The sequence below is a fragment of the Streptomyces sp. NRRL F-6676 genome (assembly GCF_000725625.1).
Lineage (GTDB): Bacteria > Actinomycetota > Actinomycetes > Streptomycetales > Streptomycetaceae > Streptomyces.
The window spans coordinates 92,659-117,878 of sequence record NZ_JOHS01000017.1; the positions used below are offsets into that span (position 1 = coordinate 92,659).

16 protein-coding genes are annotated in these 25,220 nt (G+C 71.4%); 12 read left to right on the top strand and 4 right to left on the bottom strand.

From position 1 onward, the window contains the following. Positions 1-229: 229 nt before the first annotated feature. The 4 genes from IO29_RS14355 to serA all read left to right on the top strand — a co-directional run bounded on the left by IO29_RS14355 (position 230) and on the right by serA (position 5,779). Complete coding sequence (locus IO29_RS14355) at positions 230-2,080, top strand: acetolactate synthase large subunit (RefSeq protein ID WP_030380197.1); 1,851 nt, start codon at positions 230-232, stop codon at positions 2,078-2,080. Positions 2,081-2,171: 91 nt separating this feature from the next. Beyond that, a complete protein-coding gene (gene ilvN / locus IO29_RS14360) occupies positions 2,172-2,699 on the top strand; it encodes an acetolactate synthase small subunit (RefSeq protein ID WP_030380198.1) in 528 nt (175 codons plus the stop codon). Positions 2,700-2,884: 185 nt separating this feature from the next. Next, positions 2,885-3,883 (top strand): ketol-acid reductoisomerase, encoded by a 999-nt coding sequence (ilvC, locus tag IO29_RS14365; RefSeq protein ID WP_030380199.1) that lies wholly within the window; start codon positions 2,885-2,887, stop codon positions 3,881-3,883. Between the two features lie 306 nt (positions 3,884-4,189). After that, positions 4,190-5,779, top strand: a complete 1,590-nt coding sequence (gene serA / locus IO29_RS14370; protein ID WP_030380200.1) for a phosphoglycerate dehydrogenase — start codon at positions 4,190-4,192, stop codon at positions 5,777-5,779. Between the two features lie 490 nt (positions 5,780-6,269). On the opposite strand, the gene IO29_RS14375 is transcribed toward serA, so the two are convergent. Continuing rightward, positions 6,270-7,892, bottom strand: coding sequence for an MFS transporter (locus tag IO29_RS14375; protein ID WP_051707634.1), 1,623 nt, complete (start codon positions 7,890-7,892; stop codon positions 6,270-6,272). A gap of 173 nt (positions 7,893-8,065) precedes the next feature. Here IO29_RS14375 and IO29_RS14380 point away from each other — a divergent pair, with 173 nt between their 5' ends. Continuing rightward, the gene (locus IO29_RS14380) at positions 8,066-8,686 is read left to right on the top strand and encodes a TetR/AcrR family transcriptional regulator (protein ID WP_030383151.1); all 621 of its coding nucleotides are present in this window, start codon (positions 8,066-8,068) and stop codon (positions 8,684-8,686) included. A gap of 22 nt (positions 8,687-8,708) precedes the next feature. Here IO29_RS14380 and IO29_RS14385 read toward each other — a convergent pair whose 3' ends face one another. After that, the gene (locus IO29_RS14385; RefSeq protein WP_199806889.1) at positions 8,709-10,088 is read right to left on the bottom strand and encodes a PucR family transcriptional regulator; all 1,380 of its coding nucleotides are present in this window, start codon (positions 10,086-10,088) and stop codon (positions 8,709-8,711) included. 144 nt (positions 10,089-10,232) lie between these two features. Here IO29_RS14385 and IO29_RS14390 point away from each other — a divergent pair, with 144 nt between their 5' ends. From IO29_RS14390 to IO29_RS40030, 3 genes are all read left to right on the top strand, one after another. Then, on the top strand, positions 10,233-11,159 hold the full coding sequence (locus tag IO29_RS14390; protein WP_030383153.1) for a proline dehydrogenase family protein: 927 nt from the start codon (positions 10,233-10,235) through the stop codon (positions 11,157-11,159). Between the two features lie 192 nt (positions 11,160-11,351). Beyond that, positions 11,352-12,983, top strand: a complete 1,632-nt coding sequence (gene pruA / locus IO29_RS14395; RefSeq protein ID WP_030383154.1) for an L-glutamate gamma-semialdehyde dehydrogenase — start codon at positions 11,352-11,354, stop codon at positions 12,981-12,983. A 300-nt stretch (positions 12,984-13,283) separates the two neighbouring features. Next, entirely contained in the window at positions 13,284-13,412 is a 129-nt protein-coding gene (locus IO29_RS40030) for a hypothetical protein (protein ID WP_106969815.1), read from the top strand. Between the two features lie 35 nt (positions 13,413-13,447). Here the strand turns inward: IO29_RS40030 and IO29_RS14400 are convergent, their stop codons facing one another. After that, a complete protein-coding gene (locus tag IO29_RS14400; RefSeq protein ID WP_030383155.1) occupies positions 13,448-14,962 on the bottom strand; it encodes a purple acid phosphatase family protein in 1,515 nt (504 codons plus the stop codon). A 185-nt stretch (positions 14,963-15,147) separates the two neighbouring features. Between IO29_RS14400 and IO29_RS14405 the strand changes: the two genes are divergently transcribed. From IO29_RS14405 to cimA, 3 genes are all read left to right on the top strand, one after another. Then, entirely contained in the window at positions 15,148-16,191 is a 1,044-nt protein-coding gene (locus tag IO29_RS14405; RefSeq protein WP_030383156.1) for a 3-isopropylmalate dehydrogenase, read from the top strand. 290 nt (positions 16,192-16,481) lie between these two features. Further along, entirely contained in the window at positions 16,482-17,570 is a 1,089-nt protein-coding gene (locus IO29_RS14410) for a branched-chain amino acid aminotransferase (RefSeq protein WP_030383157.1), read from the top strand. Between the two features lie 353 nt (positions 17,571-17,923). Continuing rightward, positions 17,924-19,531, top strand: a complete 1,608-nt coding sequence (gene cimA, locus IO29_RS14420; protein ID WP_030383158.1) for a citramalate synthase — start codon at positions 17,924-17,926, stop codon at positions 19,529-19,531. A 132-nt stretch (positions 19,532-19,663) separates the two neighbouring features. Here cimA and IO29_RS14425 read toward each other — a convergent pair whose 3' ends face one another. Beyond that, the gene (locus IO29_RS14425; RefSeq protein ID WP_030383159.1) at positions 19,664-21,547 is read right to left on the bottom strand and encodes a ricin-type beta-trefoil lectin domain protein; all 1,884 of its coding nucleotides are present in this window, start codon (positions 21,545-21,547) and stop codon (positions 19,664-19,666) included. 286 nt (positions 21,548-21,833) lie between these two features. On the opposite strand from IO29_RS14425, the gene IO29_RS14430 reads away from it, so the two are divergent. Beyond that, on the top strand, positions 21,834-24,863 hold the full coding sequence (locus IO29_RS14430; RefSeq protein WP_030383160.1) for a glycoside hydrolase family 3 protein: 3,030 nt from the start codon (positions 21,834-21,836) through the stop codon (positions 24,861-24,863). Positions 24,864-25,220: the final 357 nt, after the last annotated feature.

A 25,220-nucleotide genomic window follows, 5' to 3' on the forward strand; every position in this document is an offset into this window, starting at 1 on the left:
GGTCAGTTCCATGCGCACCCGAATTCTCGTACTTGGACAGCGCGTCGGCTGAAGCTGGGCCCGACCGGACCACCCGGAATCCCCAGCGACCGCACCCGGCGCGCTCCCCTCGCTTGCCTCCTGGCACGAGGGGTTTTTTGTTGCACAGGCACCAGCCGTACCGCAGTCGCCACAGTTGACGTATCGCACGAACCACGCAAAAACCCTCAGCATCGAGAAGAGAATGCCGATGACCGAGCAGGCCTCCGGGGCCCACCATCCGCAGCCGCGGCCCCGTTCCTCCGGACAGCAGCCGTCCGTCCCCGAGCAGGTGACGGGCGCGCAGTCCCTCATCCGCTCGCTCGAGGAGGTCGGCGCCGACACGGTATTCGGCATTCCCGGCGGCACGATCCTTCCGGCGTACGACCCGATGATGGACTCCACCAAGGTCCGCCACGTCCTCGTCCGCCACGAGCAGGGCGCCGGCCACGCGGCCACCGGCTACGCGCAGGCCACCGGCAAGGTCGGCGTCTGCATGGCCACCTCGGGCCCCGGTGCCACCAACCTGGTCACCCCGCTGGCCGACGCCAATCTGGACTCCGTCCCGCTGGTCGCGATCACCGGCCAGGTGGCGTCCTCCGCGATCGGCACGGACGCCTTCCAGGAGGCGGACATCGTCGGCATCAGCATGCCGATCACCAAGCACAGCTGGCTGGTCACCAACGCCGACGACATCCCGCGGATGATCGCCCAGGCGTTCCACGTCGCCTCCACCGGCCGCCCCGGCCCGGTCCTGGTCGACATCCCCAAGGACATCCTCCAGGCCAAGACCACGTTCTCCTGGCCGCCGGTCATGGACCTGCCCGGCTACCGCCCGGTCACCAAGCCGCACGCCAAGCAGATCCGCGAGGCGGCCAAGCTGATCACCGCCGCCCGGCGGCCCGTCCTCTACGTCGGCGGCGGCGTCATCAAGGCGAAGGCCACCGCCGAGCTGAAGGTCCTCGCCGAGCTCACCGGAGCCCCCGTCACCACCACCCTGATGGGGCTCGGCGCGTTCCCCGACAGCCACCCGCTGCACGTGGGAATGCCCGGCATGCACGGCAGCGTCACCGCCGTCACCGCGTTGCAGAAGGCCGACCTGATCGTCGCCCTCGGCGCCCGTTTCGACGACCGCGTCACCGGCAAGCTGGACAGCTTCGCCCCGCACGCCAAGGTCGTCCACGCCGACATCGACCCCGCCGAGATCGGCAAGAACCGCGTCGCCGACGTGCCGATCGTCGGCGACGCCCGCGAGGTCCTCGCCGACCTGATCCAGGCCGTCCAGAAGGAGCACGCCGACGGCCACCGGGGCGACTACGAAGCCTGGTGGAAGGACCTCAACCGCTGGCGCGAGACCTACCCGCTCGGCTACGACCAGCCCGCGGACGGCTCGCTCTCCCCGCAGGCGGTCATCGAGCGCATCGGACAGCTCGCCCCCGAGGACACGATCTTCACGGCGGGCGTCGGCCAGCACCAGATGTGGTCCGCGCACTTCATCAAGTACGAACAACCCGCCACCTGGCTCAACTCCGGCGGCGCCGGAACCATGGGCTACGCGGTCCCGGCCGCGATGGGCGCCAAGGCCGGACAGCCCGACCGCACGGTCTGGGCGATCGACGGCGACGGCTGCTTCCAGATGACCAACCAGGAACTCACCACCTGCGCCCTGAACAACATCCCGATCAAGGTCGCCATCATCAACAACGGCGCCCTGGGGATGGTCCGCCAGTGGCAGACCCTGTTCTACAACCAGCGGTACTCCAACACGGTCCTGCACTCGGGCCCGGACGACGTCAACCCGGAGGCCAGGGGCACCCGCGTCCCCGACTTCGTCAAGCTGTCGGAGGCCATGGGCTGCTACGCCATCCGCTGCGAGCGCCCCGAGGACCTGGACAAGGTCATCGAGGAGGCCAACTCGGTCAACGACCGCCCCGTGGTCGTGGACTTCATCGTCCACGAGGACGCCATGGTGTGGCCGATGGTCGCCGCCGGCACCTCCAACGACGAGATCATGGCCGCTCGGGACGTCCGCCCCGACTTCGGCGACAACGAGGACGACTGAGAGCCCCGGAGAGCTTCGGGTCACCCGCGCGCCACCCGCGCGCACCCGCGAACTCAGAGGACTTCAGGGACTTCAGGAAGGTACGCCCGTCATGTCCACCAAGCACACGCTCTCGGTCCTGGTCGAGAACACCCCCGGCATCCTGGCCCGGATCGCCGCGCTCTTCTCCCGCCGCGGCTTCAACATCGACTCCCTCGCCGTCGGTGTCACCGAGCACCCCGACATCTCCCGCATCACCATTGTGGTGAGCGTCGAGGACCTGCCGCTAGAACAGGTGACCAAGCAGCTCAACAAGCTCGTCAACGTGCTCAAGATCGTCGAGCTGGAGCCGGCCCAGGCCGTCCAGCGCGAACTGGTCCTCGTCAAGGTGCGCGCCGACAACGAGACGCGCTCCCAGATCACCGAGATCGTCCAGCTCTTCCGCGCCAAGACCGTCGACGTCTCCCCGGAGGCCGTCACCATCGAGGCCACCGGCTCCAGCGACAAGCTGACCGCCATGCTCCGGATGCTGGAGCAGTACGGCATCAAGGAACTGGTCCAGTCCGGCACCATCGCCATCGGCCGCGGCGCCCGCTCCATCACCGACCGCTCGCTGCGCGCGCTCGACCGCTCGGCCTGACACACCGCCAGACCCGCGCCCCGGGCGGCCGGAACGACCGGCCGCCCGCCCCGGCGGTACCCGCGGCCGGTGGACCGGTACCACTTGCCCGGCGCGCCGCCCGCATTACGAGACCCCCCGGCTTCCCGCCCCCTCACCGGCATACGGTGGGACGCAACACCCGCACACCAAGGAGTGAACCGAAAGTGGCCGAGCTGTTCTACGACGCTGACGCCGACCTGTCCATCATCCAGGGCCGCAAGGTCGCGGTCATCGGTTACGGCAGCCAGGGCCACGCCCACGCGCTGTCGCTGCGTGACTCGGGTGTCGACGTCCGTGTCGGTCTGCACGAGGGTTCGAAGTCCAAGGCGAAGGCCGAGGAGCAGGGCCTGCGCGTGGTGAGCCCCGCCGAGGCGGCCGCCGAGGCCGACGTCATCATGATCCTCGTGCCGGACCCGATCCAGGCCCAGGTCTACGAGGAGCACATCGCCCCGAACCTGAACGACGGCGACGCGCTGTTCTTCGGCCACGGCCTGAACATCCGCTACGGCTTCATCAAGCCCCCGGCCGGCGTCGACGTGTGCATGGTCGCCCCCAAGGGCCCGGGTCACCTGGTGCGCCGCCAGTACGAGGAGGGCCGCGGCGTTCCGTGCATCGTGGCCGTCGAGCAGGACGCCTCCGGCAACGGCTTCGCGCTGGCCCTGTCGTACGCCAAGGGCATCGGCGGCACCCGCGCCGGCGTCATCAAGACGACCTTCACCGAGGAGACCGAGACCGACCTCTTCGGCGAGCAGGCCGTGCTCTGCGGCGGCACCGCGGCCCTGGTCAAGGCGGGCTTCGAGACGCTGACCGAGGCGGGCTACCAGCCGGAGATCGCCTACTTCGAGTGCATGCACGAGCTGAAGCTCATCGTCGACCTCATGTACGAGGGCGGCCTGGAGAAGATGCGCTGGTCCATCTCCGAGACCGCCGAGTGGGGCGACTACATCACCGGCCCGCGGATCATCACCGACGCCACCAAGGCCGAGATGAAGAAGGTCCTCGCCGAGATCCAGGACGGCTCGTTCGCCAAGAACTGGATGGACGAGTACCACGGCGGTCTGAAGAAGTACAACGAGTACAAGAAGCAGGACTCCGAGCACCTGCTCGAGACCACCGGCAAGGAGCTGCGCAAGCTCATGAGCTGGGTCAACGAGGAGGCGTAAGCCCTCGGGGAGCGGCCGGGGCGGGGCGGCACCGCCCGGCCCCGGCCCGCTCCGGCCGGCGCCGTCCGCACGGCGTCGGCCCGCCCGTCCTCCCACGGACGGGTGATCCTCGTGATGAGGCGCACGACGCCCTCGCCGCGCCACTAGACTGCACCACTAATACGCGTCAGGCCCACAGCGTCGTGCGTCTTCCACGCGGCCCAGCGACACCGGGGAAGCGCGAGCCCGCCCTTTCCCGACGCCGCTTCCCTCCCACCGCCTGCGGCCGTCGGGACGGCCGTCCGCATTGGACATGTGAGGACCCACGTGAGCTCGAAACCTGTCGTACTCATCGCCGAAGAGCTGTCGCCCGCCACCGTGGACGCGCTGGGCCCGGACTTCGAGATCCGGCACTGCAACGGGGCGGACCGGGCCGAACTGCTCCCGGCCCTCGCCGACGTCGACGCCATCCTGATCCGCTCCGCGACGAAGGTCGACGCCGAGGCCGTCGCCGCCGCCCACAAGCTCAAGGTCGTCGCCCGCGCCGGCGTCGGCCTGGACAACGTGGACGTCTCCGCCGCCACCAAGGCCGGCGTGATGGTCGTGAACGCGCCGACCTCCAACATCGTCACCGCCGCCGAGCTCGCCTGCGGTCTGATCGTCTCCACCGCGCGCAACATTCCGCAGGCCAACGCCGCGCTCAAGAACGGCGAGTGGAAGCGCAGCAAGTACACCGGCGTCGAGCTCGCCGAGAAGACCCTCGGTGTCGTCGGCCTCGGCCGCATCGGGGCGCTCGTCGCGCAGCGCATGTCCGCGTTCGGCATGAAGGTCGTCGCCTACGACCCCTACGTGCAGCCCGCCCGCGCCGCCCAGATGGGCGTCAAGGTCGTGACCCTCGACGAGCTGCTCGAGGTCTCCGACTTCATCACCGTCCACCTGCCCAAGACCCCCGAGACGCTCGGCCTCATCGGCGACGAGGCGCTGCGCAAGGTCAAGCCCAGCGTGCGCATCGTCAACGCCGCGCGCGGCGGCATCGTCGACGAGGAGGCGCTGTACGCGGCGCTGAAGGAGGGCCGGGTCGCCGGCGCCGGCCTCGACGTGTACGCCAAGGAGCCCTGCACGGACTCCCCGCTGTTCGAGCTCGACCAGGTCGTCTGCACCCCGCACCTGGGCGCCTCCACGGACGAGGCGCAGGAGAAGGCGGGCATCGCGGTCGCCAAGTCGGTGCGGCTCGCCCTCGCCGGTGAGCTCGTGCCCGACGCGGTCAACGTCCAGGGCGGTGTGATCGCCCAGGACGTCAAGCCGGGGCTGCCGCTCGCGGAGAAGCTCGGCCGCATCTTCACCGCCCTCGCGGGCGAGGTCGCGGTGCGGCTCGACGTCGAGGTGTACGGCGAGATCACCCAGCACGACGTGAAGGTGCTCGAACTCTCCGCGCTCAAGGGCGTGTTCGAGGACGTCGTCGACGAGACGGTGTCCTACGTCAACGCGCCGCTGTTCGCCCAGGAGCGCGGGGTCGAGGTGCGTCTGACCACGAGCTCCGAGGCCACCGACCACCGCAACGTCGTTGTCGTGCGGGGCACGCTCGCGGACGGCGAGGAGGTGTCGGTGTCCGGCACGCTGGCCGGGCCGAAGCACCACCAGAAGATCGTGGCGGTCGGGGAGTACGACGTGGACCTCGCACTCGCCGACCACATGGTCGTGCTGCGGTACGCCGACCGGCCGGGGGTCGTGGGCACGCTCGGGCGCGTCCTCGGTGAGGCCGGCATCAACATCGCCGGCATGCAGGTCTCCCGCGCGGTCGCCGGGGGCGAGGCGCTGGCGGTCCTGACGGTCGACGACACGGTCCCGCCGAACGTGGTCACGGAACTCGCCGCCGAAATCGGCGCGACCTCCGCCCGCTCGATCAACCTCGCCTGACACCGGCCCACCCCCGCGCCCCGCAGGGGGCGCGGGGGTGCGTACGTTGCGCGGCTCCGCCGCGCGGGCGCGAGAAACGATGCGCCCCGTAAAGGGGCGCGGGGAACTGCGCGAGAAGTCCCCACCGGCGGTCGGCCGACAACGCACCCCACGGGGTCCAAGGGGCGGAGCCCCTTGAAGGGAAGGGTAGGGGCGGCGGGGGCGAAAACACTTTTCTTCGCCCCCGCCGCCCCTACCCATTCCCGACCCCGGGGGCTGTTGCCCCCGGACCCCCGCTGGGCGGGTTTGTTGGCTGCGGGGGCGTTGTGGCTGGTCGCGCAGTTCCTCGCGCCCCTTTGGGGGGCGGGGGGTTGGTGGGGCTGTCGCCCCCCCGGGTCCTGTTGGGTGGGTTTGTTGGCTGCGGGGGCGTTGTGGCTGGGCGCGCAGTTCCTCGCGCCCCTTTTTTGGGGGGGCGGGGGGTTGGTGGGGCTGCCGCCCCCCGGGGTCCTGCTTAGGCGGGTTCGTTGGCTGCGGGGGCGGCGTGGCTGGGTGCGCGGTTCCCCGCGACCCTGGTGGGGGCCGGCTGGGCGTGCTCGTGCGGGGGAGCCGTGAGGGCGTGTGGGCGCGCGGAGCCCAGGGCGCGGAGGGCCAGGACCGCCGCGGCCAGTAGCAGGACCGCCCCCGTCACCGCCGCCCCCCGCATCCCGTCCACGAACGCCCCCCGCGCCACAGCCACCAGCACGGCCCCCGCATCCCCCGGCATCCCCTCCGCCACCGCCAACGCCCCACCCAACGTCTGCCGCGCCGCCTCCGGCGCCTCCGGGCCCACCCCGTGCCGGTACACCGCCGTCCCGATCGCCCCGAGCACCGCCATCCCCAGCGCACCCCCGAACTCCGACGCCGTCTCCATCAGCGAGGACGCCGTCCCGGCCCGCTCCACCGGCGCCGCCCCCAGCGCCAGATCGGTCACCTGCGACATCACCGTGACGATCCCCGAGGCCAGCACCCCCGCCCCGGCCAGCACCAGCCACAGCGACTGCGTCCCGGCGAGCGCCAGCAACCCGTAGCCGCCCGCCGCCACCACGAACCCGCCGGCCACGACGTACGCCCTGTCCACCCCACGCCGCACAAGGACCGCCGCCACCGGCGCGGCCACCCCGATCAGCACCGACGGCAGCAGCGCCCACAACGCCGCCTCCAGCGCGCTCCTGCCCAGCACGGATTGCAGATACTGCGTCGTGAAGAACGCCGAGCCCAGCATCGCGAACGAGGACAGCAGGTTCAGCGCCAGCGCGGGCGAGAAGCCGCGGGCCCGCAGCAGCGCCGGCGGGATCATCGGCGCGGCGGCCGTACGCTGCCGGTGCACGAACAGCGCCGCGAACAGCAGCCCCACGGTCACCGACACCACGTACCGCACGTTCCACCCCTCGGTGGGGATCTCCTTCAGCCCGTAGACCACCGGCAGCACCGCCGCCAGCGACAACGGCACGCTCACGAGGTCGAACCGGCCGGGCTCCGGGCTGCGCGACTCCGGCAGCAGCAGCGGGCCGAGCACCAGCAGCATGGCCATCGCCGGCAGGTTGACCAGGAACACCGAGCCCCACCAGAAGTACTGCACCAGCACCCCGCTCAGCACCGAGCCGAGCGCGATCCCGCCGGTCATGACCCCGGACCACAGTCCGACGGCCTTGGCCCGCTGCCCCGGGTCGGTGAACATCGTGCGCAGCAGCGCCATCGTCGACGGCATCAGCGTCGCCCCGCCGAGCCCGAGCACCGCGCGCGCCGCGATCAGCGTCTCGGCGCTGTTCGCGTACGCGGCCACCAGCGAGGCCGCCCCGAAGGCCGCCGCGCCTGCCAGCAGCAGCCGTCGGCGCCCGAACCGGTCGCCGAGGGCGCCCATCGTCATCAGCAGTCCGGCCAGGACGAAGGCGTAGATGTCGAAGATCCACAGCTGCTGGGTGCCGCTCGGCTCCAGGTCCGCGGTGATCGCGGGGATCGCGAAGTAGAGGACGGAGACGTCCATGGAGACCAGCAGCAGCGGAAGCATCAGCACGCCCAGGGCGGCCCATTCGCGCCGCCCGGCCAGGGCGCCGGCGGTGGGCGCGGGGTCAGGGGTCGGGTTCGTCGGTGTCATGGCAGGGAATGTACGGGCGTCTTATACGCTTGTCTAGTACGAGTGTTCAGTACGCTTGTTTAAGGCGTGGGCATAGACGTGCGTCTTACACAATCGTTCTACGCGGCGGTTCTACACAGCCGTTCTACACGCTCGTTCTAGACGGGCGTCCGGGCGCGGATTAGGGTGACCGCATGGGACACCGAGAGGACTTGCTCGAAGGCGCCAAGCGCTGCCTGCTGGAGAAGGGGTTCGCGCGCACGACGGCGCGGGACATCGTCAAGGAGTCGGGCACCAACCTGGCGTCCATCGGCTACCACTACGGCTCCAAGGACACGCTGCTCGCGCAGGCGTACGTGGCGCTGATCGGAGAGGTCTCCGACGCCTTCGACGGCAGCGAGCGGCTGCTCGCGGACACCGCTCCCGGCTCCCTGGAGCGGTTCGAGGCGGTGTGGTCGAACATCATCGGGACCATGCGGGAGCCCGGCTCGATGTGGCGCCTGAGCATCGAGATCGTGGCCATGGGCGACCGTCTGCCCGCGGTCCGCGACCACCTGGCAGGGGCCCAGCGGGAGGCGATGCGCGCCCTCGTGCCGCTCTTCATGGGCGGACGGGAGGAGGACGTCCCCGAGGAGACCGTCGACTCCCTCGGCGGCTTCTACTACACGGTGATGATGGGGCTCATCGCCCACTACAACTTCGACGTCGAGAGCGCCCCCGATGCGAAGACCCTGACCGAGGGCCTGCGGCAGGTGCTCGCCGGGGTGACGGGTACGGCGGGGCCGGGGGAGCGGGGCGGCGAGGGGGAGGGCTGAGCACCGGCCCCGCCCGCGGCTCTCACAGCCGACGGGACTTCAGGGCCATGTGCAGCAGCAGACGGTCCTCGCCGTCGTCCAGATCCAGGCCGGTCAGCCGCTCCACCCGCGACAGCCGGTAGTACAGCGTCTGCCGGTGGATCCCCAGCTCCGCCGCCGCCCGTCCCGCCTGGCCGGCGAGGTCGAGGAACACTTCAGCGGTACGGGCCAGTTCGCGGTGCGCGGGGGAGAGCAGCTCGCGGACGGCGGGGTCGCGCGCCGCCTCGGGGGGCAGTGCGGTGAGCAGCCGGTACGGGCCGATGGACGACCAGAGGGCGACGGGCCCGAGCCGCGGCTCCGCCCACGCGGCCCGCGCCGCCGCGACGGCCTCGCTCCACGCGGCCCCGAGCTCGCCGAGCCCGTGCCGGGGAACGGCGACACCGGCGACGGCGACGGACGCGACACCCCGGCCCGCCGCCGGCGCGGCACCCCGGCCCGCCGCCGGCGCCCCGCCGCGCGCCGGGGACGTGGCGCCTTGGCTCGCCGCCCGCTGGGCGGTACCCGTCGTGGGGCCGGTCTGTGCCGCGCGTTCCAGGAGCCGGGCCGCCGCCGACCGGGCCGGGGCCGGGGCGTCGGGGGAGCGCAGGCGGACCAGGAGGGCCAGGCTCTGGCCGGTCGTGCCCCACGGCACCGTGCACCGCGCCACCGCGCCCGGCACCGTACGCACCGAAGGGGCGTCGTCCGGGTCGGCCGACGGCCACGGGGCCACGCACACCACCGTGTGCACCGCCTCCGCCCGCTCGCCCAGCCCCGTCCGCAGCTCCGCGATCGCCATGTCCCGCTGCCAGCCGTCCGCCGCGGTCAGCACCGCCCGCAGCTCGCGCGTCAGGTCCGCGCGGTGCTGCACCTCGTCGACGAGCAGCGCGCCGATCCGGCCGGTCACCTCCATCGCCGCGGCGAGCTGCCGCTCGGTCGGGCCGGGGTCGCCGTCCAGCAGCCACACATAGCCGAGGACGACACTCCGATGGCGTACCGGCAGACAGATTCTTCCCCGGTACACCCCCGCCTCCGGGGTCGGCGGGATGCGGACGGGGCCGGTCGCCCGGGTGATGCCGAACCCCTCGAACCAGGCACGCACGGCCGCGGTGGAGCGGCGCGTGAGGATCGAGCGGGTGCGGACCGGGTCCAGCGCGGAGGCGTCCAGCTCCTCGTCGCTGTCGTACGCGCCGAAGGCGATCAGCTCGAAGTCCCGGTTCTCCAGCGTGGCGGGGGCGCCGAGCAGGCCGGAGATCTCGTCCACGAGGTCCTGGTAGTCCCCCCGGTGGTCACCTCGGTGGTCACCTCGGTTGTCGCCCGTGCGTTCGCTTCTGTGGTCCGCCGTCACCCCCTCATTCTCCCGCAGCCCCGGCCGCCCTTCATACATCTGTCTGAGATCCGGGGCACGGATGCGTGACAGCTGTCGATGGCCGGAAAACGCGGGAATCCCTAGGTTTCACGGTGGTTCCCCGTGCCGTACCCGGACCCTCGGGCACGGCTCCTGGCGTGTGTGTTCTTGTGGAGGTGCCCCGTGCTGGGTCCCGTGATTCTCGCCGCGTCGCGCAGCGACCGGCTGCGCCGGCTGGTCTCCGCCGCCCCGGTGACCCGGCCGGTCGTCGACCGGTTCATCCCCGGGGAGACCGTCGACGACATCGTGCCGGTCATCCGCGACCTCACCGGCAAGGGCCTCGCGCTCACCATGGACGTCGTCGGCGAGGACATCACCACCCCCGAGCAGGCCGCCGCCGCGCGCGACGCGTACCTGGAGCTGATCGGCCGCCTGGAGCCGCTGGAGCTCGGCGCGCGCGCCGAGATGTCCGTCAAGCTGTCGATGTTCGGCCAGGCGCTGCCCGGCGGACACGAGCTGGCGCTGGCGAACGTCCGCCCGGTCGTCGAGGCCGCCGCCGCCATCGGCACCACCGTCACGCTGGACGCCGAGGACCACACCACCCTCGACTCGATGTTCGCCGTCCACGAGGAACTGCGACGGGACTTCCCGCAGACGGGCTGCGTCATCCAGGCGTACCTGTTCCGCACCGAGGCCGACGCCCGCCGGCTCGCCGCGAGCGGCAGCCGGGTGCGGCTGGTCAAGGGCGCGTACAAGGAGCCGGCCTCGGTCGCGTACCAGGACCGGCACGAGACCGACAAGGCGTACGTCCGCGTGCTGCGGACGCTGATGGAGGGCGAGGGCTACCCGATGGTCGGGTCGCACGACCCGCGCCTCATCTCCATCGCCCAGGAACTGGCCCGGCGCGCCGGACGCAAGCTCGACGAGTACGAGTTCCAGATGCTGTACGGCATCCGCGGCGAGGAACACCTGCGACTGGCCGCTGAGGGCCACCGCATGCGGGTGTACACGGCGTACGGGACGGACTGGTACGGGTACTTCATGCGGAGGCTGGCCGAGAAGCCGGCCAATCTGCGGTTCTTCGTCAGGAGCATGGTCGGCCATGGCTGACCGTGCGGGGCTGTGCCCCGGTACCGGCCGGGGGTCCGGGGGTTGTCCCCCGGGAAGGCACAGCATGCGCAGGCTGGCCGAGAAGCCGGCCGACCTGCGGTTCTTCGTACGGTCGACGGCCGGCAGGGGCTGAGTACGTCCCCTCCGCACACACTCGTTTCCCCACCGCTCACACAAGGAGTTACGGACACCATGGACGCTGTGACCCGGGTCCCCGCCCCCGTCAACGAGCCGGTGCACGGCTACGCCCCCGGTTCGCCCGAGCGGGCGCGGCTGGAGGCCAGGCTGAAGGAGCTCGCCGAGAACCCGACGGAGCTGCCCTGCACCATCGGCGGGGAGAAGCGGATGGGCGGCGGCGAGCCCTTCGACGTCGTCCAGCCGCACCGCCACAAGGCCGTGCTCGGCACGTTCCGGCACGCCACGCGGCAGGACGCGCAGGACGCCGTCGACGCGGCGCTGGCCGCCGCGCCGGGCTGGCGCGCGCTCTCCTTCGACGACCGCGCCGCCATCTTCCTGCGCGCCGCCGAGCTGCTGGCCGGCCCCTGGCGCGAGAAGCTCGCCGCCGCGACGATGCTCGGGCAGTCCAAGACCGCCCAGCAGGCCGAGATCGACAGCCCCTGCGAGCTCGTCGACTTCTGGCGCTTCAACGTGCACTACGCGCGCGGCATCCTGGCCGAGCAGCCGCCGGCCAACTCCCCGGGCGTGTGGAACCGCATGGACCACCGTCCGCTGGAGGGCTTCGTCTACGCGATCACCCCGTTCAACTTCACCGCGATCGCCGGCAACCTGCCGACCGCGCCCGCGCTGATGGGCAACGTGGTGGTGTGGAAGCCGTCGCCGACGCAGACCCTGGCCGCCGTGCTGCTCATGGAGCTGCTGGAGGAGGCGGGGCTGCCGGCGGGCGTCATCAACCTGCTCACCGGTGACGGCGTCGAGGTCTCCGAGGTCGCCCTGCACCACCGTGACCTGGCCGGGATCCACTTCACCGGGTCGACCCCGACGTTCCAGTACCTGTGGAAGACGGTCGGCAACAACATCGACAAGTACCGGACGTATCCGCGGCTCGTCGGTGAGACCGGCGGCAAGGACTTCGTGGTCGCGCACCCGTCGGCGGACCGTGCGGTGCTCAAGACCGCGCTGACGCGCGGGGCCTTCGAGTACCAGGGCCAGAAGTGCAGCGCGACCTCGCGCGCGTACATCCCGGCGTCGATCTGGAACGGCGGCTTCAAGGAGGAGTTCGCGGCCGAGGTCGACTACCTGACCATGGGCGACGTCACCGATCTCGCCAACTTCGTCGGCGCGGTCATCGACGAGCGGTCGTTCGCGAAGAACAAGGCGGCGATCGACCGGGCGAAGGAGGACCCGACCTGCACGATCGTGGCGGGCGGGACCTACGACGACTCGGTCGGGTACTTCGTGCGGCCGACCGTCATCGAGTGCACCGACCCGGAGAACGAGGTGTTCCGGACGGAGTACTTCGGCCCCGTGCTCGCGGTGCACGTCTACGAGGACGAGGCGTACGACGAGATGCTGACGCAGATGGAGTCCGTGTCGGACTACGCGCTGACCGGGTCGGTCATCGCGAACGACCGCGCGGCGGCGGCGTACACGATGGAGAAGCTGCGGTACGCGGCCGGCAACTTCTACATCAACGACAAGTCGACGGGCGCGGTCGTCGGGCAGCAGCCGTTCGGGGGCGGGCGGGCCTCCGGCACGAACGACAAGGCGGGGGCGCCGCAGAACCTGATGCGGTGGACGTCGACGCGGGCCATCAAGGAGACCCTGGTCCCGCCGACGGACTACGCGTACCCGCACATGGGCTGACGCCCGTCCCTGCCCTGGGGCGCTCCCCTTCTCGGGGGGCGCCCCTTGGCGCGTGCGGCGAGAAAACGTCCCGCGTTCGGCCAGGTCAGCGCCACGCCGTCTCAGATAGTAGGAAGCCCAAGTAATTGTGCAGACACACCGCTTCCTCTCGCCTACTTTTGTAGAAGCCGAACGTCTCGCTCGACCAAGCGAAGGGCGGTCGCGAGCGGTGCCCCACGCAGGAGACCCCTGCGGCACCGGCTCCCCGCCCCCTTTGGCGCCTCGTCGTTTTCCATCCGCTGGCTGAGGAGTCGATTCCCCATGGCCGAGACGACCACCCGCCGCCGCATCCGTCACCCCCGCACGACGGACACCGACCGCAAGAACGCCGCCGCCGCCCTCCAGCGCGCCCTCGACCGCCGGGACAACGGCGGCCAGACGGGCCACTGAGCCCCGTTCACCCCACCCCCGTCACCCACCCCCGTTCACCCACCCCCGCGCCGCACGGTGAAGTGGTCGATGCGCCTGCCGTTCTGGGCGAGCGCGGAGACCGTCAGCCGGGGGCGCGGCCCCGGGTCGGCCCGTACGGACAGGAACGAGAAGCCGGTGTAGCGGACCCTCGACCACTCGACCGTGTCCGCGTGCCGCTCACGCGCCTTGGTCCAGTGGAAGGTCCCCACGGCCTCCCGGTCGGCGACGGCGTTCTCGTAGCTGTCCGGCACGCCCGTCGGGAAGGAGTACAGGTCCTTCCCGCCGCCGCCCGCCGTGACGTACACGATCCCGTCCCGGGTCGGGTCCGTGTCCCCGCCGACCGGGACGACCCGGCCGACCTCGCCGTCCCGGATCGCGTCCGTGCGCTCGTAGACGTGGTTGTGCCCGTTGATCACCAGGTCCACCCGGTGCCTGGTGAACAGCGGGAGCCACGCGGCACGCACCCCGCCGTCGGACGCGTGCGTCGACGTCGAGTACGCGCAGTGGTGGAAGAAGACGACGACGAAGTCCACCGCCGGGTTCGCGCGCAACTCGCCCAGCCTGCGCTCCAGCCACCGGGTCTGCCGGCCCTCCGTGTAGCCGAGGTTGGCCGGGATCTCGTACGACACGTCGTTGGCGTCCAGCGCGACGACGCCCACGTTGCCGTACACGAACGAGTACACCCCGGGGGCCCGGCGCGGGTCGAAGCCGCTGTCCGGCAGCGACCAGCGCGCCGCCTGGCCGCCGTTGCCGTCGGGGGAGTACCACGCCTCCATGTCGTGGTTGCCCGACGTCACCATCCAGGGAACGGACTTCGCCACCGACTCGGTCTGCGCGAGGAAGGTGTCCCAGAGCCGGGGGTCGTAGAGGTCCGTCTCCTTGCCGTGGCCCGTCGTGTCGGCGTAGCAGAGGTCGCCCGCGTGGAGATGGAAGGCGGGGTCCCGGCGCAGCAGCAGCCGGTCGTTGAGCGCCGCGTGCTCGCCCACGCCCTGGTCCCCGAACGCGGTGAACGTGAACGCCTCCGGCCGCGCGGGCGCCGTACGGAAGGTGCCGAGGGTGGCGCGGCGGTCCGCCGCGGCCGGGTCGAAGCCGTCGTGCCCGACGCCGTAGTGGTACGTCGTGCCGGGCGTCAGCCCGTCCAGGGCCGCGTGCACGTAGTACTGGTCCACCGCCGCCCGTTCCCCGGGCACCCCCGGCGTGTGCAGCGCCCGCACCTCGGCCTCGATCCGGTGGCTCAGCTCGTCGGGCCGCAGCCCGATCCGCACGAACGGCTCGCGCACGGCCAACGGCACCTGCCACGAGATCCGCATACGGGTCCTGGGATCGCTCCCGAACGCCAGATGCCGGCCGAACGGCGCGACCACGGACCCGTGCACCGACGGCGAGGCCACCGGCGCCCTGTCCGTACTCACGGTCCCCGAACACCCGGCCAGCGCCCCACCGGCCACGGCCCCGGCACTCACCAGCACCCGCCGCCGGGACAACCGCGCCCGCAGAAACTCGTACTGCTCGGCCATGCTCAGCTCCATGACCGGTACCTTTCCCGCCGGACATCGACGACAGCCCGTCACCCGGGTGAACGGCACATGACACGCTGCGGGAGCGCAGCCCCCAGGGGCGCCGAGCTCTCCCGCGAGAATCCCGGGGCCGAGGCTCCCCGTCCACACTGCGGACACCCCATGTCACCCCCTAAGACATGGCGTACCGTGACGCCATGTCTCGCAGCCTCAATCTCGCAGTCATCCCCGGCGACGGCATCGGCCAGGAGGTCGTGGCCGAAGGCCTCAGAGTGCTCTCCGCCGTGCTTCCGCAGGATGTGAAGCTGGAGACGAAGGAGTACGACTTCGGCGCCCGGCGCTACCACGCCACCGGTGAGACGCTCACCGACGCCGACCTCGAGCAGCTCCAGACGCACGACGCGATCCTGCTGGGCGCGATCGGCGACCCGTCGGTGCCGTCCGGTGTCCTGGAGCGCGGTTTCCTGCTCAAGCTCCGCTTCGCCTTCGACCACCACGTCAACCTGCGGCCCTCCACGCTGCTCCCGGGTGTGCAGACCCCGCTCGCCGGCCAGCCGGAGATCGACTTCGTCGTCGTCCGCGAGGGCACCGAGGGCCCGTACACGGGCAACGGCGGCACGATTCGCAAGGGCACCCCCCAGGAGGTCGCCACCGAGGTCTCCGTCAACACGGCCTTCGGTGTCGAGCGGGTCGTGCGCGACGCCTTCGCCCGGGCGCAGGCCCGCCCGCGCAAGAAGCTCGCGCTCGTCCACAAGAACAACGTGCTCACCTTCGCGGGGCACCTGTGGACGAACATCTTCAACAAGGTGGCCGAGGAGTTCCCCGACGTCACCACCGAGTACATGCACGTGGACGCGGCGACGATCTACCTCGTCACGCAGCCCGAGCGCTTCGACGTGATCGTCACCGACAACCTCTTCGGCGACATCATCACCGACCTGGCCGCCGCCATCTCCGGCGGCATCGGGGTCGCCGCCTCCGGCAACATCAACCCGAGCGGCGCCTACCCCTCCATGTTCGAGCCGGTGCACGGCTCGGCGCCCGACATCGCGGGCCAGGGCAAGGCCGACCCGTCGGCCACCGTCCTCTCCGTCGCCCTCCTGCTGCGCCACCTCGGGTACGAGGCCGAGGCCGTGCGCATCGAGGAGGCTGTCTCCGCCGACCTCGCGGAGCGCGTCGGCGGGCCCGCCCGCTCCACCACCGAGATCGGCGACGCCCTCGTCGCCCGAGTAGCCGGCTGACCCGCCGCCCTGCTCAACCTCCCCTGGAACAGGGGTGAGAAGGCCGCCGGGTCGCATCCGCACCCGGCGGCTTTTCCATGACCTCGCCGGGTGCCACCATCTATCCACCCTGGGCACGCCCAAGGGCCGCATTCACATCGTTTCGTCCATTTCAGCCACGGTCCTGCTCTTGCGATAATCGAACGCGGAGCCGCGGCATGAGGGAATGCTCGGACGTCCTACCACCCCTCACGGGCGGTGCGGGCGTGAGCGCGGCCCGTCACACACGACCGGTGAAGGACAGACCACTCATGACGACGCCCACGATCGAGCTCAAGCCCTCCGCCCACCCGCTCTCCGCCGCCGAGCGGGAGGCGGCCATGGCCAACCCCGGGTTCGGCCGCCACTTCACCGATCACATGGTGACGATCCGGTGGACCGAGGGCCGCGGCTGGCACGACGCCCAGCTCGTCCCGTACGGGCCGATCTCCCTCGACCCCTCCAGCCATGTGCTCCACTACGGCCAGGAGATCTTCGAGGGGCTCAAGGCCTACCGGCAGCCCGACGGCTCCGTCGCGCTCTTCCGCCCCGAGGCCAACGCCCGCCGCTTCCGCACCTCCGCCCGCCGCATGGCCATGGCCGAGCTGCCCGAGGAGCTGTTCCTCGCCGCCCTGGACGCGCTGCTCTCCCAGGACGCCGCCTGGGTCCCGCCGCACGGCGGTGAGGAGTCGCTCTACCTGCGGCCGTTCATGTTCGCCTCCGAGACCGGACTCGGCGTCCACCCGGCCAACGAGTACCTGTTCATGCTGATCGCCTCGCCGTCCGGCGCCTACTTCGCCGGCGGCGTCAAGCCGGTCACCATCTGGGTCTCCGAGGACCACGTCCGTGCCGTCCCCGGCGGCACCGGCGACGCCAAGACCGGCGGCAACTACGCCGCCTCCCTGCTGCCCCAGGCCGAGGCCGCCGCGCACGGCTGCGACCAGGTCGTCTACCTCGACGCGGTGACCCGCACCAAGGTCGAGGAGTCCGGCAGCATGAACATCGCCTTCGTCTACGGCGACCGCATCATCACCCCCGCGCTGACCGGCTCCATCCTGGAGGGCATCACCCGCGACTCCCTGCTCACCGTCGCCCGGGACCTCGGCTACACCGCCGAGGAGGGCGTGATCACCCTGGAGCAGTGGCGCGCGGACGCCGCCTCCGGCGCCCTCACCGAGGTCTTCGCCTGCGGCACCGCCGCCGTCGTCACCCCGATCGGCACCGTCCGCACCAAGAGCGGCGAGTGGACCCACGGCGACGGCACCCCCGGCACCGTCACCGCCCGGCTCCGCGAGGCCCTGCTCAGCCTCCAGCGCGGCGTCAGCGAGGACACCCACGGCTGGATGCGCCGCATCGGCTGACCCGGCCGGTCACCGACGGATCCCGCCGCCCCACCGGCGGGATCCGGCCACGCCCGCGCCCGCATCCTGAGACGGCGGTGGGTTACAGGTACGGGGTGTGCCAAAATGCCCCCGTGCTCTCGTTCGCCATGATTATTGGCAGCAGGCGCGCCGGTCCGCAGTGACCGTCTCGTACGACCAGGTACGGGCGGACACCGTCGTCCTCGACCCGCGCGCAGACCTCTCGCACCCGCGAGGGGTTTTTCGTTTTTCCCGGCCCACCACCCGCCGGGGACAGAGCGCGAGGGACCATGGAGAGCGGCGGAGCCGGTCATTCCGGAACAGACCGAGATCCCTACAGGAGCCTTGACACCATGACGACGGAACCCAGCGAACTCGACGACTCCTTCCACGTCTTCGACACCACCCTGCGCGACGGCGCGCAGCGCGAGGGCATCAGCCTCACCGTCGCGGACAAGCTGGCCATCGCACGGCACCTGGACGACTTCGGCGTCGGCTTCATCGAGGGCGGCTGGCCCGGCGCCAACCCCCGGGACACCGAGTTCTTCGCCCGCGCCCGGCAGGAGATCGACTTCCGGCACGCCCGGCTCGTCGCCTTCGGCGCCACCCGCAGGGCCGGCACCAAAGCCGCCGAGGACCCGCAGGTCAAGGCGCTCCTCGACTCCGGCGCCGACGTCGTGACGCTGGTCGCCAAGTCCCACGACCGGCACGTCGAACTCGCCCTGCGCACCACCCTGGACGAGAACCTCGCCATGGTGAGCGACACCGTCTCCTTCCTCCGCTCCCAGGGCCGCCGCGTCTTCGTCGACTGCGAGCACTTCTTCGACGGCTACCGCGCCAACCCCGAGTACGCCAAGGCCGTCGTACGGGCCGCCGCCGAGGCCGGTGCCGACGTCGTCATCCTGTGCGACACCAACGGCGGCATGCTCCCCGCGCAGATCCAGGCCGTGGTCGCCACCGTCCTCGCCGACACCGGGGCCCGCCTCGGCATCCACGCCCAGGACGACACCGGGTGCGCGGTCGCCAACACCCTCGCCGCCGTCGACGCGGGCGCCACCCATGTGCAGTGCACGGCCAACGGCTACGGCGAGCGCGTCGGCAACGCCAACCTGTTCCCCGTCGTCGCCGCGCTGGAACTCAAGTACGGCAAGAAGGTCCTGCCCGACGGCAAGCTCCGCGAGACCACCCGGATCTCCCACGCCATCGCCGAGGTCGTCAACCTCACGCCCTCCACGCACCAGCCCTACGTGGGTGTCTCCGCCTTCGCCCACAAGGCCGGACTGCACGCCTCCGCGATCAAGGTCGACCCGGACCTGTACCAGCACATCGACCCCGAACTGGTCGGCAACACCATGCGGATGCTGGTCTCCGACATGGCCGGCCGCGCCTCGATCGAGCTCAAGGGCAAGGAGCTCGGCATCGACCTCGGCGGTGACCGCGAGCTGGTCGGCCGCGTCGTCGAGCGGGTCAAGGAGCGTGAGCTCAAGGGCTACACCTACGAGGCCGCCGACGCCTCCTTCGAGCTGCTGCTGCGCGAGGAGGTGGCCGGCAAGCCGCTGACGTACTTCCGCACGGAGTCCTGGCGCGCCATCGTCGAGGACCGCCCCGACGGCACCCACGCCAACGAGGCGACGGTGAAGCTGTGGGCCAAGAGCGAGCGCATCGTCGCCACGGCGGAGGGCAACGGCCCGGTCAACGCGCTGGACCGGGCGCTGCGGGTCGCCCTGGAGCGGTTCTACCCCCAGCTCGCCGCCCTCGAGCTGGTCGACTACAAGGTCCGCATCCTGGAGGGCAAGCACGGCACCAGCTCCACGACCCGCGTCCTGATCTCCACGTCCGACGGCACGGGCGAGTGGTCGACGGTCGGCGTGGCCGACAACGTCATCGCCGCGTCCTGGCAGGCCCTGGAGGACGCGTACGCCTACGGCCTGCTGCGGGCGGGCGTGACCCCGGCGGAGTAGGGGTCGGCACCTCTCGCGCAGTTCCCCGCCCCCTGCTTTTCAGGGGCGCGGGGAACTGCGCGATCTTTTACGGGGGTCCGGGGGCGGAGCCCCCGGGGGCGGGAAGGGCAGGGGCGGCGGGGGCGAGGAAGACTACCCCCGCAACCCCCACTTCTGGTTGGCCGCCCCCGTGCAGGACCAGATCTGCGCCCGCGCCCCGTTCGCGGACGAGTTGTCCGTCACGTCGAGACACTTGTCCGCCGCCACGTTCACCACGTCACCCGTCGCCGCGTTGTACGACCACCCCTGCGCCCCCGTCCCGTTGCACCCGTACAACTGCACCTTCGCCCCGTCACTCGTGGCCCCCGAGACCACGTCCAGGCACTTCCCCAGCGCCCGCACCGTCCCGTCCGCCCCCACCGTCCACCGCTGCGCGGCGGACCCGTTGCAGTCGTACAGCTGCACCGCCGTCCCGTCGGCGGACGAACCCCCCGCCACGTCCAGGCACTTGCCCGCGAGCCCCACGAACGCCCCCGACAGGTCCCCGCCGCCCGCCTGCGTCCCGGACCACGTGAACGTCGCCGATGTCCGCCCCGGCAGGGAGTAAGTGGCGTGCTGAGCGCCCCAGTTGATCGTCACCGTCTTCGCGGCCGCTCCCTCGTTGTAGGCGAGCAGCGCCTTGGACCCGTCCGGGTTCCGCCACGCCACGTTCGGCACGGCGGAGGACGCCGTCGAGGCGATCCGCTGCGCGCCGGGCCGGACGAACTTCGTCAGGTGCCCCATGTCGTAGTACTCGACGGTGTAGTCGACCTGCCCCGAGCGCCCGTCCCCGTCGTGCACGGTGATCAGCCCCGTGCAGGTCCCGCACCCCCCGTTGTGCGGCCCCATGTCCTGGTCCACCGCCAGCGACCACTTGGTCACCGACTTCGCCCAGTTCCGGGTGTAGTCCACGATGTTGCGCATGTCCTCGCGCTGCTGGTCGGCGATCCACGTGCCGCCGGAGTGCTCGGTGCCGAAGGCGTCCAGCGAGGGGTACCGGTCGTGGACGGACGTCTGCTCGCCGACGTCGCCGCCGTAGCCGTGCCAGGCGATCCCGCCGAAGTTGGGATGGGAGCGGACCGCCGCGTCGTCCACGGTCTGGGCGGCGTACCCGTCGTAGACGTCCCAGTTCCAGTCGTGCGCGAGCACCTTCGTCGACAGACCGGCCGCCGCCAGCTTCGGCAGCAGTTCGTTCTTGGTGAAGTAGGCCAGCCCGGAGGCGTTCCAGCTCATCGATGGATAACCGGAGCAGCACGTCGGCTCGTTCTGCGCCGTCACGTACTTCACCGGCACGCCCTGGTCCTGGTACGCCTGGAGGTACTTCACGAAGTACGAGGCGTAGGCCCCGTAGTCCTCCGCCTTCAGCCAGCCCCCGTTGAGCTGTCCGCTGTCCTTCATCCAGGCGGGCGCGGTCCACGGCGAGGCCATCACGGTCAGCGCCGGATTCAGTTGCAGCGCCTGCCTGGTCAGCGGCACCACATCGGCGAGGTCGTGCGCGATCGAGAACTCGGACAGGTCCGGGTCGCTCTGTCCGGCCGGCACGTCGTCGTAGGTGTAGCCGAAGCGCGCCAGGTCCGAGGCGCCCATCGGATTGCGCAGGAACGACAGCCCGATCCCGTCCGTCGGCGAGAACAGCTTCCGCATGGTCGCGTCCCGGGTGGACCGGCTCAGCGCCCCGCTGCTGTTCATCAGCCAGGCCGCGGTGTCCGTGAAGGAGGCGCCGCCGCCGGTGAAGGTCTGATAGCGGGTGTTCTCGTCGACGGTGATGTTCTCCCCACCGCCGCCGGTGCCGGACTGGAAGGCGAACGGCGTCTGCGGCTCCAGGCCCCGTACGACGTGCCGTCCGCCGTCGTCGTCCGTCGTGGTCAGCCAGGCCGTCACCGACTCGCCCGCCGCGTGCGCGGCCGGGGCCGCGGCGGTCAGCGAGGCGGTGGTCAGCCCGGCGGTGGTGAGCAGTCCGGCCAGCAGCAGCCGGGCCGCGCGCAGCGGTCTCCTCATGGTCGCCGCCCTTCTGGGAGTGGGGGGAAGAAGGCGTGCGAGCCGTGAGTAAATGACGACGGAGGGTCCACGTCAAGGGGTAGCGCGTTCACCACTTGAACCCACAACTCGTCCGCCCCGGCCATGAGGTGACTGTGCACCAGTTGTGGTCCGCCATCTTGACGCTCTCCCGGTGCCCCAGTTAACTCACGCCGTGATCTAAGTCTTGAGAGCACACGAGGGACCCCAGGGCTCACGGGAGGATCCGGGAGCCGCGCGGCCCTCCGAGAGCCAAGGGGAAGGTCCATTGCGAAGAACCGCCCTGCTCGCCTCCGCGACCCTGCTCACCGCCCTCCTCCCACTCGGCGCCGCCGGAACGGCCTCCGGCGCCGATGACCCCGCCCCCGTCCCCGTCGACCGCTTCGAGGGCGAGGTCCCCTTCGCCGCCCAGCCGGCCGAGGGAATCTTCACCTGGGGCGGCGACAGCGACGACCCGCCCACGCTCGCGCTGACCGCCCGCGAGGACGCGCCCGAGGGCGACAAGGTCCTCACCGGCAGCTACGACATCTCCGGCTACGGCGGCTTCACCCACGACTTCGCGGCCGACCGGCCCGCCCACGACTGGTCCGCCCACAAGGGCCTGCGCCTGTGGTGGGAGGGCCGGAACACCGGCAAGAAGATCCCGTTCGAGATCAAGGACGGCGGCGCGAACGGCGAGGCCTCCGAACTCTGGACGACCTCCTTCACCGACGACTTCACCGGCTGGAAACAGATCGAACTGCCGTTCACCGACTTCACCTATCGAACGGACTACCAGCCCGTCGGCGGTATCGACCAGGTCCTGGACCTCACCGCGATGTGGGGCTACGCCCTCACCCTCCCCGTCGGCCTCAAGGGCGACTTCGCCATGGACGACGTCGAGCTGTACGGGAAGGTCGACCAGTCGCTGCGCGCCTCCGTCACCACGGACGCCGCCGTGTACCCGGTGAAGGAGGGCCGCACGGCCGCCGTGCGGATCACGGTCGCCACCACCGGCTCCGCACCCCTCGACGAGCCCGTGACCGTCGCATACACCACGGACCCCGCGGGCACCGCGACCGCCGGCAAGGACTACGCCCCGGCCACCGGACAGCTCACCTTCCCGGCCGGCACCGCCTCGGGCACCACTCGCACCGTCCACGTCCGCACCCTGAAGGACCGCTCCGCCGAGTCCGCGGAAACGATCCCCCTCACGCTCACGGTCAACGGCGCCAAACCGCCCACGGACACCCCGCAGGTGGTGGTGGACGCCCACGGCCTCCCGTACCTGAACACGCATCTGTCGATCAGGAAGCGCGTCGCGGACCTCGTCTCCCGCATGTCCCTGGCGGAGAAGGCCGGCCAGATGACCCAGGCCGAGCGCGGCGCGATGACCGCCCCCGGCGACATCGCCACCTACGCCCTCGGCTCCCTGCTCTCCGGCGGCGGCTCCACCCCCACGCCCAACACCCCCGCGGCATGGGCGAAGATGATCGACGGCTTCCAGCTCCGCGCGCAGGCCACCCGCTTCCAGATCCCGCTGATCTACGGCGTCGACGCGGTGCACGGCCACAACAACCTCACCGGCGCGACGATCATGCCGCACAACATCGGCCTCGGCGCCACCCGCGACCCCGCGCTCGCGGAGCGGACCGCCGGCGTGACGGCCGCCGAGGTCCGCGCCACCGGCGTCCCCTGGGACTTCGCCCCCTGCCTCTGCGTCACCCGTGACGAACGCTGGGGCCGCTCCTACGAGTCCTTCGGCGAGGACCCCGCCCTGGTGAAGTCCATGGAGACGGTGATCCAGGGCCTCCAGGGCCGCGCCGACGGCCGTGACCTCGACCGCGACGACAAGGTGCTGGCCACCGCCAAGCACTTCGTCGGCGACGGCGGCACCGCCTACGGCTCCTCCACCACCGGCACGTACACCATCGACCAGGGCGTCACCAAGGTCACCCGCTCCGAGCTGGAGGCGGTCCACCTCTCGCCGTACAAGACGGCCGTCGACCGGGGCATCGGCACCGTCATGCCGTCCTACTCCTCGCTCGACATCGTCGGCGACGGCCAGGGCCCGGTGAAGATGCACGCCCGCGCCGACATGCTCACCGGCGTGCTCAAGGGCCGGATGGGCTTCGACGGCTTCGTCATCAGCGACTGGAACGGCATCGACCAGCTCCCCGGCGACAACGCGGCCCACGTCCGCGCCTCCGTCAACGCGGGCGTGGACATGGCGATGGTCCCGTACACCTACAAGGAGTTCACGGGCACGCTCATCGACGAGGTGAAGGCCGGCCGCGTCACCCAGCGCCGCATCGACGACGCGGTGTCCCGCATCCTCACCCAGAAGTTCAAGCTGGGCCTCTTCGAACACCCCTACGCCGACACGAGCGGAGCCTCCCGCATCGGCTCCGCGGCCCACCGCGCGGTGGCCCGCCAGGCGGCGGCGGAGTCCCAGGTGCTGCTGAAGAACGCGCACGACGTCCTGCCGCTCTCCCGCCGGCAGAAGGTCTACGTGGCCGGCTCCAACGCCGACGACCTCGGCAACCAGACCGGAGGCTGGACCATCACCTGGCAGGGCTCCTCCGGCGACATCACCGAGGGCACCACGATCCTCCAGGGCATGCGGAACGCCGGCGGGCACGTCACGTACTCCAAGGACGCGTCGGCGTCCCTGTCCGGGTACGACGTCGGGGTGGTCGTCGTCGGCGAGACCCCGTACGCCGAGGGCGTGGGCGACGTCGGCAACGGCAACGACCTGGAGCTGACGGCGGCCGACACGGCGGCGGTGCACAAGGTGTGCGCCGCGATGAAGTGCGTCGTGCTCGTCGTCTCCGGACGTCCCCAGCTCGTGGGGGACATCCTCGGGGAGACCGACGCGCTGGTCGCCTCCTGGCTGCCGGGGACGGAGGGCGACGGGGTGGCCGACGTCCTCTACGGACGCCGGCCGTTCACCGGGCAGCTGCCCGTGACCTGGCCGAAGTCCGAGGCGCAGCTGCCGATCAACGTCGGTGACGCGGCGTACGACCCGCAGTTCCCGTACGGGTGGGGGCTGACCACGGGGACGAAGGTGTCGCGGGGTGGGCTCGGCACGCTGCGGGCGCTCGGGGCCGCCGCGACCGCCGCCGACCGGAGGGGCTCCGACCGGCTGGGCCGGGAGGCGGTGACCGCGGCCCGCCTCCTCGTGCAGCAGCGGATCGGGGCGGGGCTGGACGAGGCGGTGGCGAAGCCGTTCGCTGCGGCGGATCACGCGTTGCTCAGTGGGCGGTACGGGGAGGCGGTGAGCGAGCTCACGCGGGCGTACCGGGCTGCGGGCCGGTAGGCCCGCGGTCTCCCGCCGGGCGGGGGCGGCGGGGTTTTCTCGCCCCCGCCGCCCCTACCCTTCCCGTCCCCCAGGGGCTCCGCCCCTTCGACCCCGGGGGAGGGGCGCTTGAGAGCTCGAGTGGGTGGGGTTCGTGGGCGGGTGCGGGTGCGATGTGGCTGGTCGCGCAGTTCCCCGCGCCCCTTTTAGGGGCGCGGCAGAGCCGCGCAGAAAACACATCCCCGCCCCCCAGCCGCAAATTCCCCCACCAGGTACTGCCCGCAGGCGCCGTGTGACCGGAGTGGGCCGTGGGGGTGCGTCGCAGTCCGTCGCGTAGCTCGTCGCAGCAGACGCGCACCCGTCCCGGGATACGGCCGT

Coding starts and splice junctions, on each gene's coding strand:
- IO29_RS14355 (WP_030380197.1), top strand. CDS start 230: ATGACCGAGCAGGCCTCCGGGGCCCACCATCCGCAGCCGCGGCCCCGT.
- ilvN (WP_030380198.1), top strand. CDS start 2,172: ATGTCCACCAAGCACACGCTCTCGGTCCTGGTCGAGAACACCCCCGGC.
- IO29_RS14375 (WP_051707634.1), bottom strand. CDS start 7,892: ATGACACCGACGAACCCGACCCCTGACCCCGCGCCCACCGCCGGCGCC.
- IO29_RS14380 (WP_030383151.1), top strand. CDS start 8,066: ATGGGACACCGAGAGGACTTGCTCGAAGGCGCCAAGCGCTGCCTGCTG.
- IO29_RS14385 (WP_199806889.1), bottom strand. CDS start 10,088: ATGTATGAAGGGCGGCCGGGGCTGCGGGAGAATGAGGGGGTGACGGCG.
- pruA (WP_030383154.1), top strand. CDS start 11,352: ATGGACGCTGTGACCCGGGTCCCCGCCCCCGTCAACGAGCCGGTGCAC.
- IO29_RS40030 (WP_106969815.1), top strand. CDS start 13,284: ATGGCCGAGACGACCACCCGCCGCCGCATCCGTCACCCCCGCACGACG.
- IO29_RS14400 (WP_030383155.1), bottom strand. CDS start 14,962: ATGGAGCTGAGCATGGCCGAGCAGTACGAGTTTCTGCGGGCGCGGTTG.
- IO29_RS14405 (WP_030383156.1), top strand. CDS start 15,148: ATGTCTCGCAGCCTCAATCTCGCAGTCATCCCCGGCGACGGCATCGGC.
- IO29_RS14410 (WP_030383157.1), top strand. CDS start 16,482: ATGACGACGCCCACGATCGAGCTCAAGCCCTCCGCCCACCCGCTCTCC.
- cimA (WP_030383158.1), top strand. CDS start 17,924: ATGACGACGGAACCCAGCGAACTCGACGACTCCTTCCACGTCTTCGAC.
- IO29_RS14425 (WP_030383159.1), bottom strand. CDS start 21,547: ATGAGGAGACCGCTGCGCGCGGCCCGGCTGCTGCTGGCCGGACTGCTC.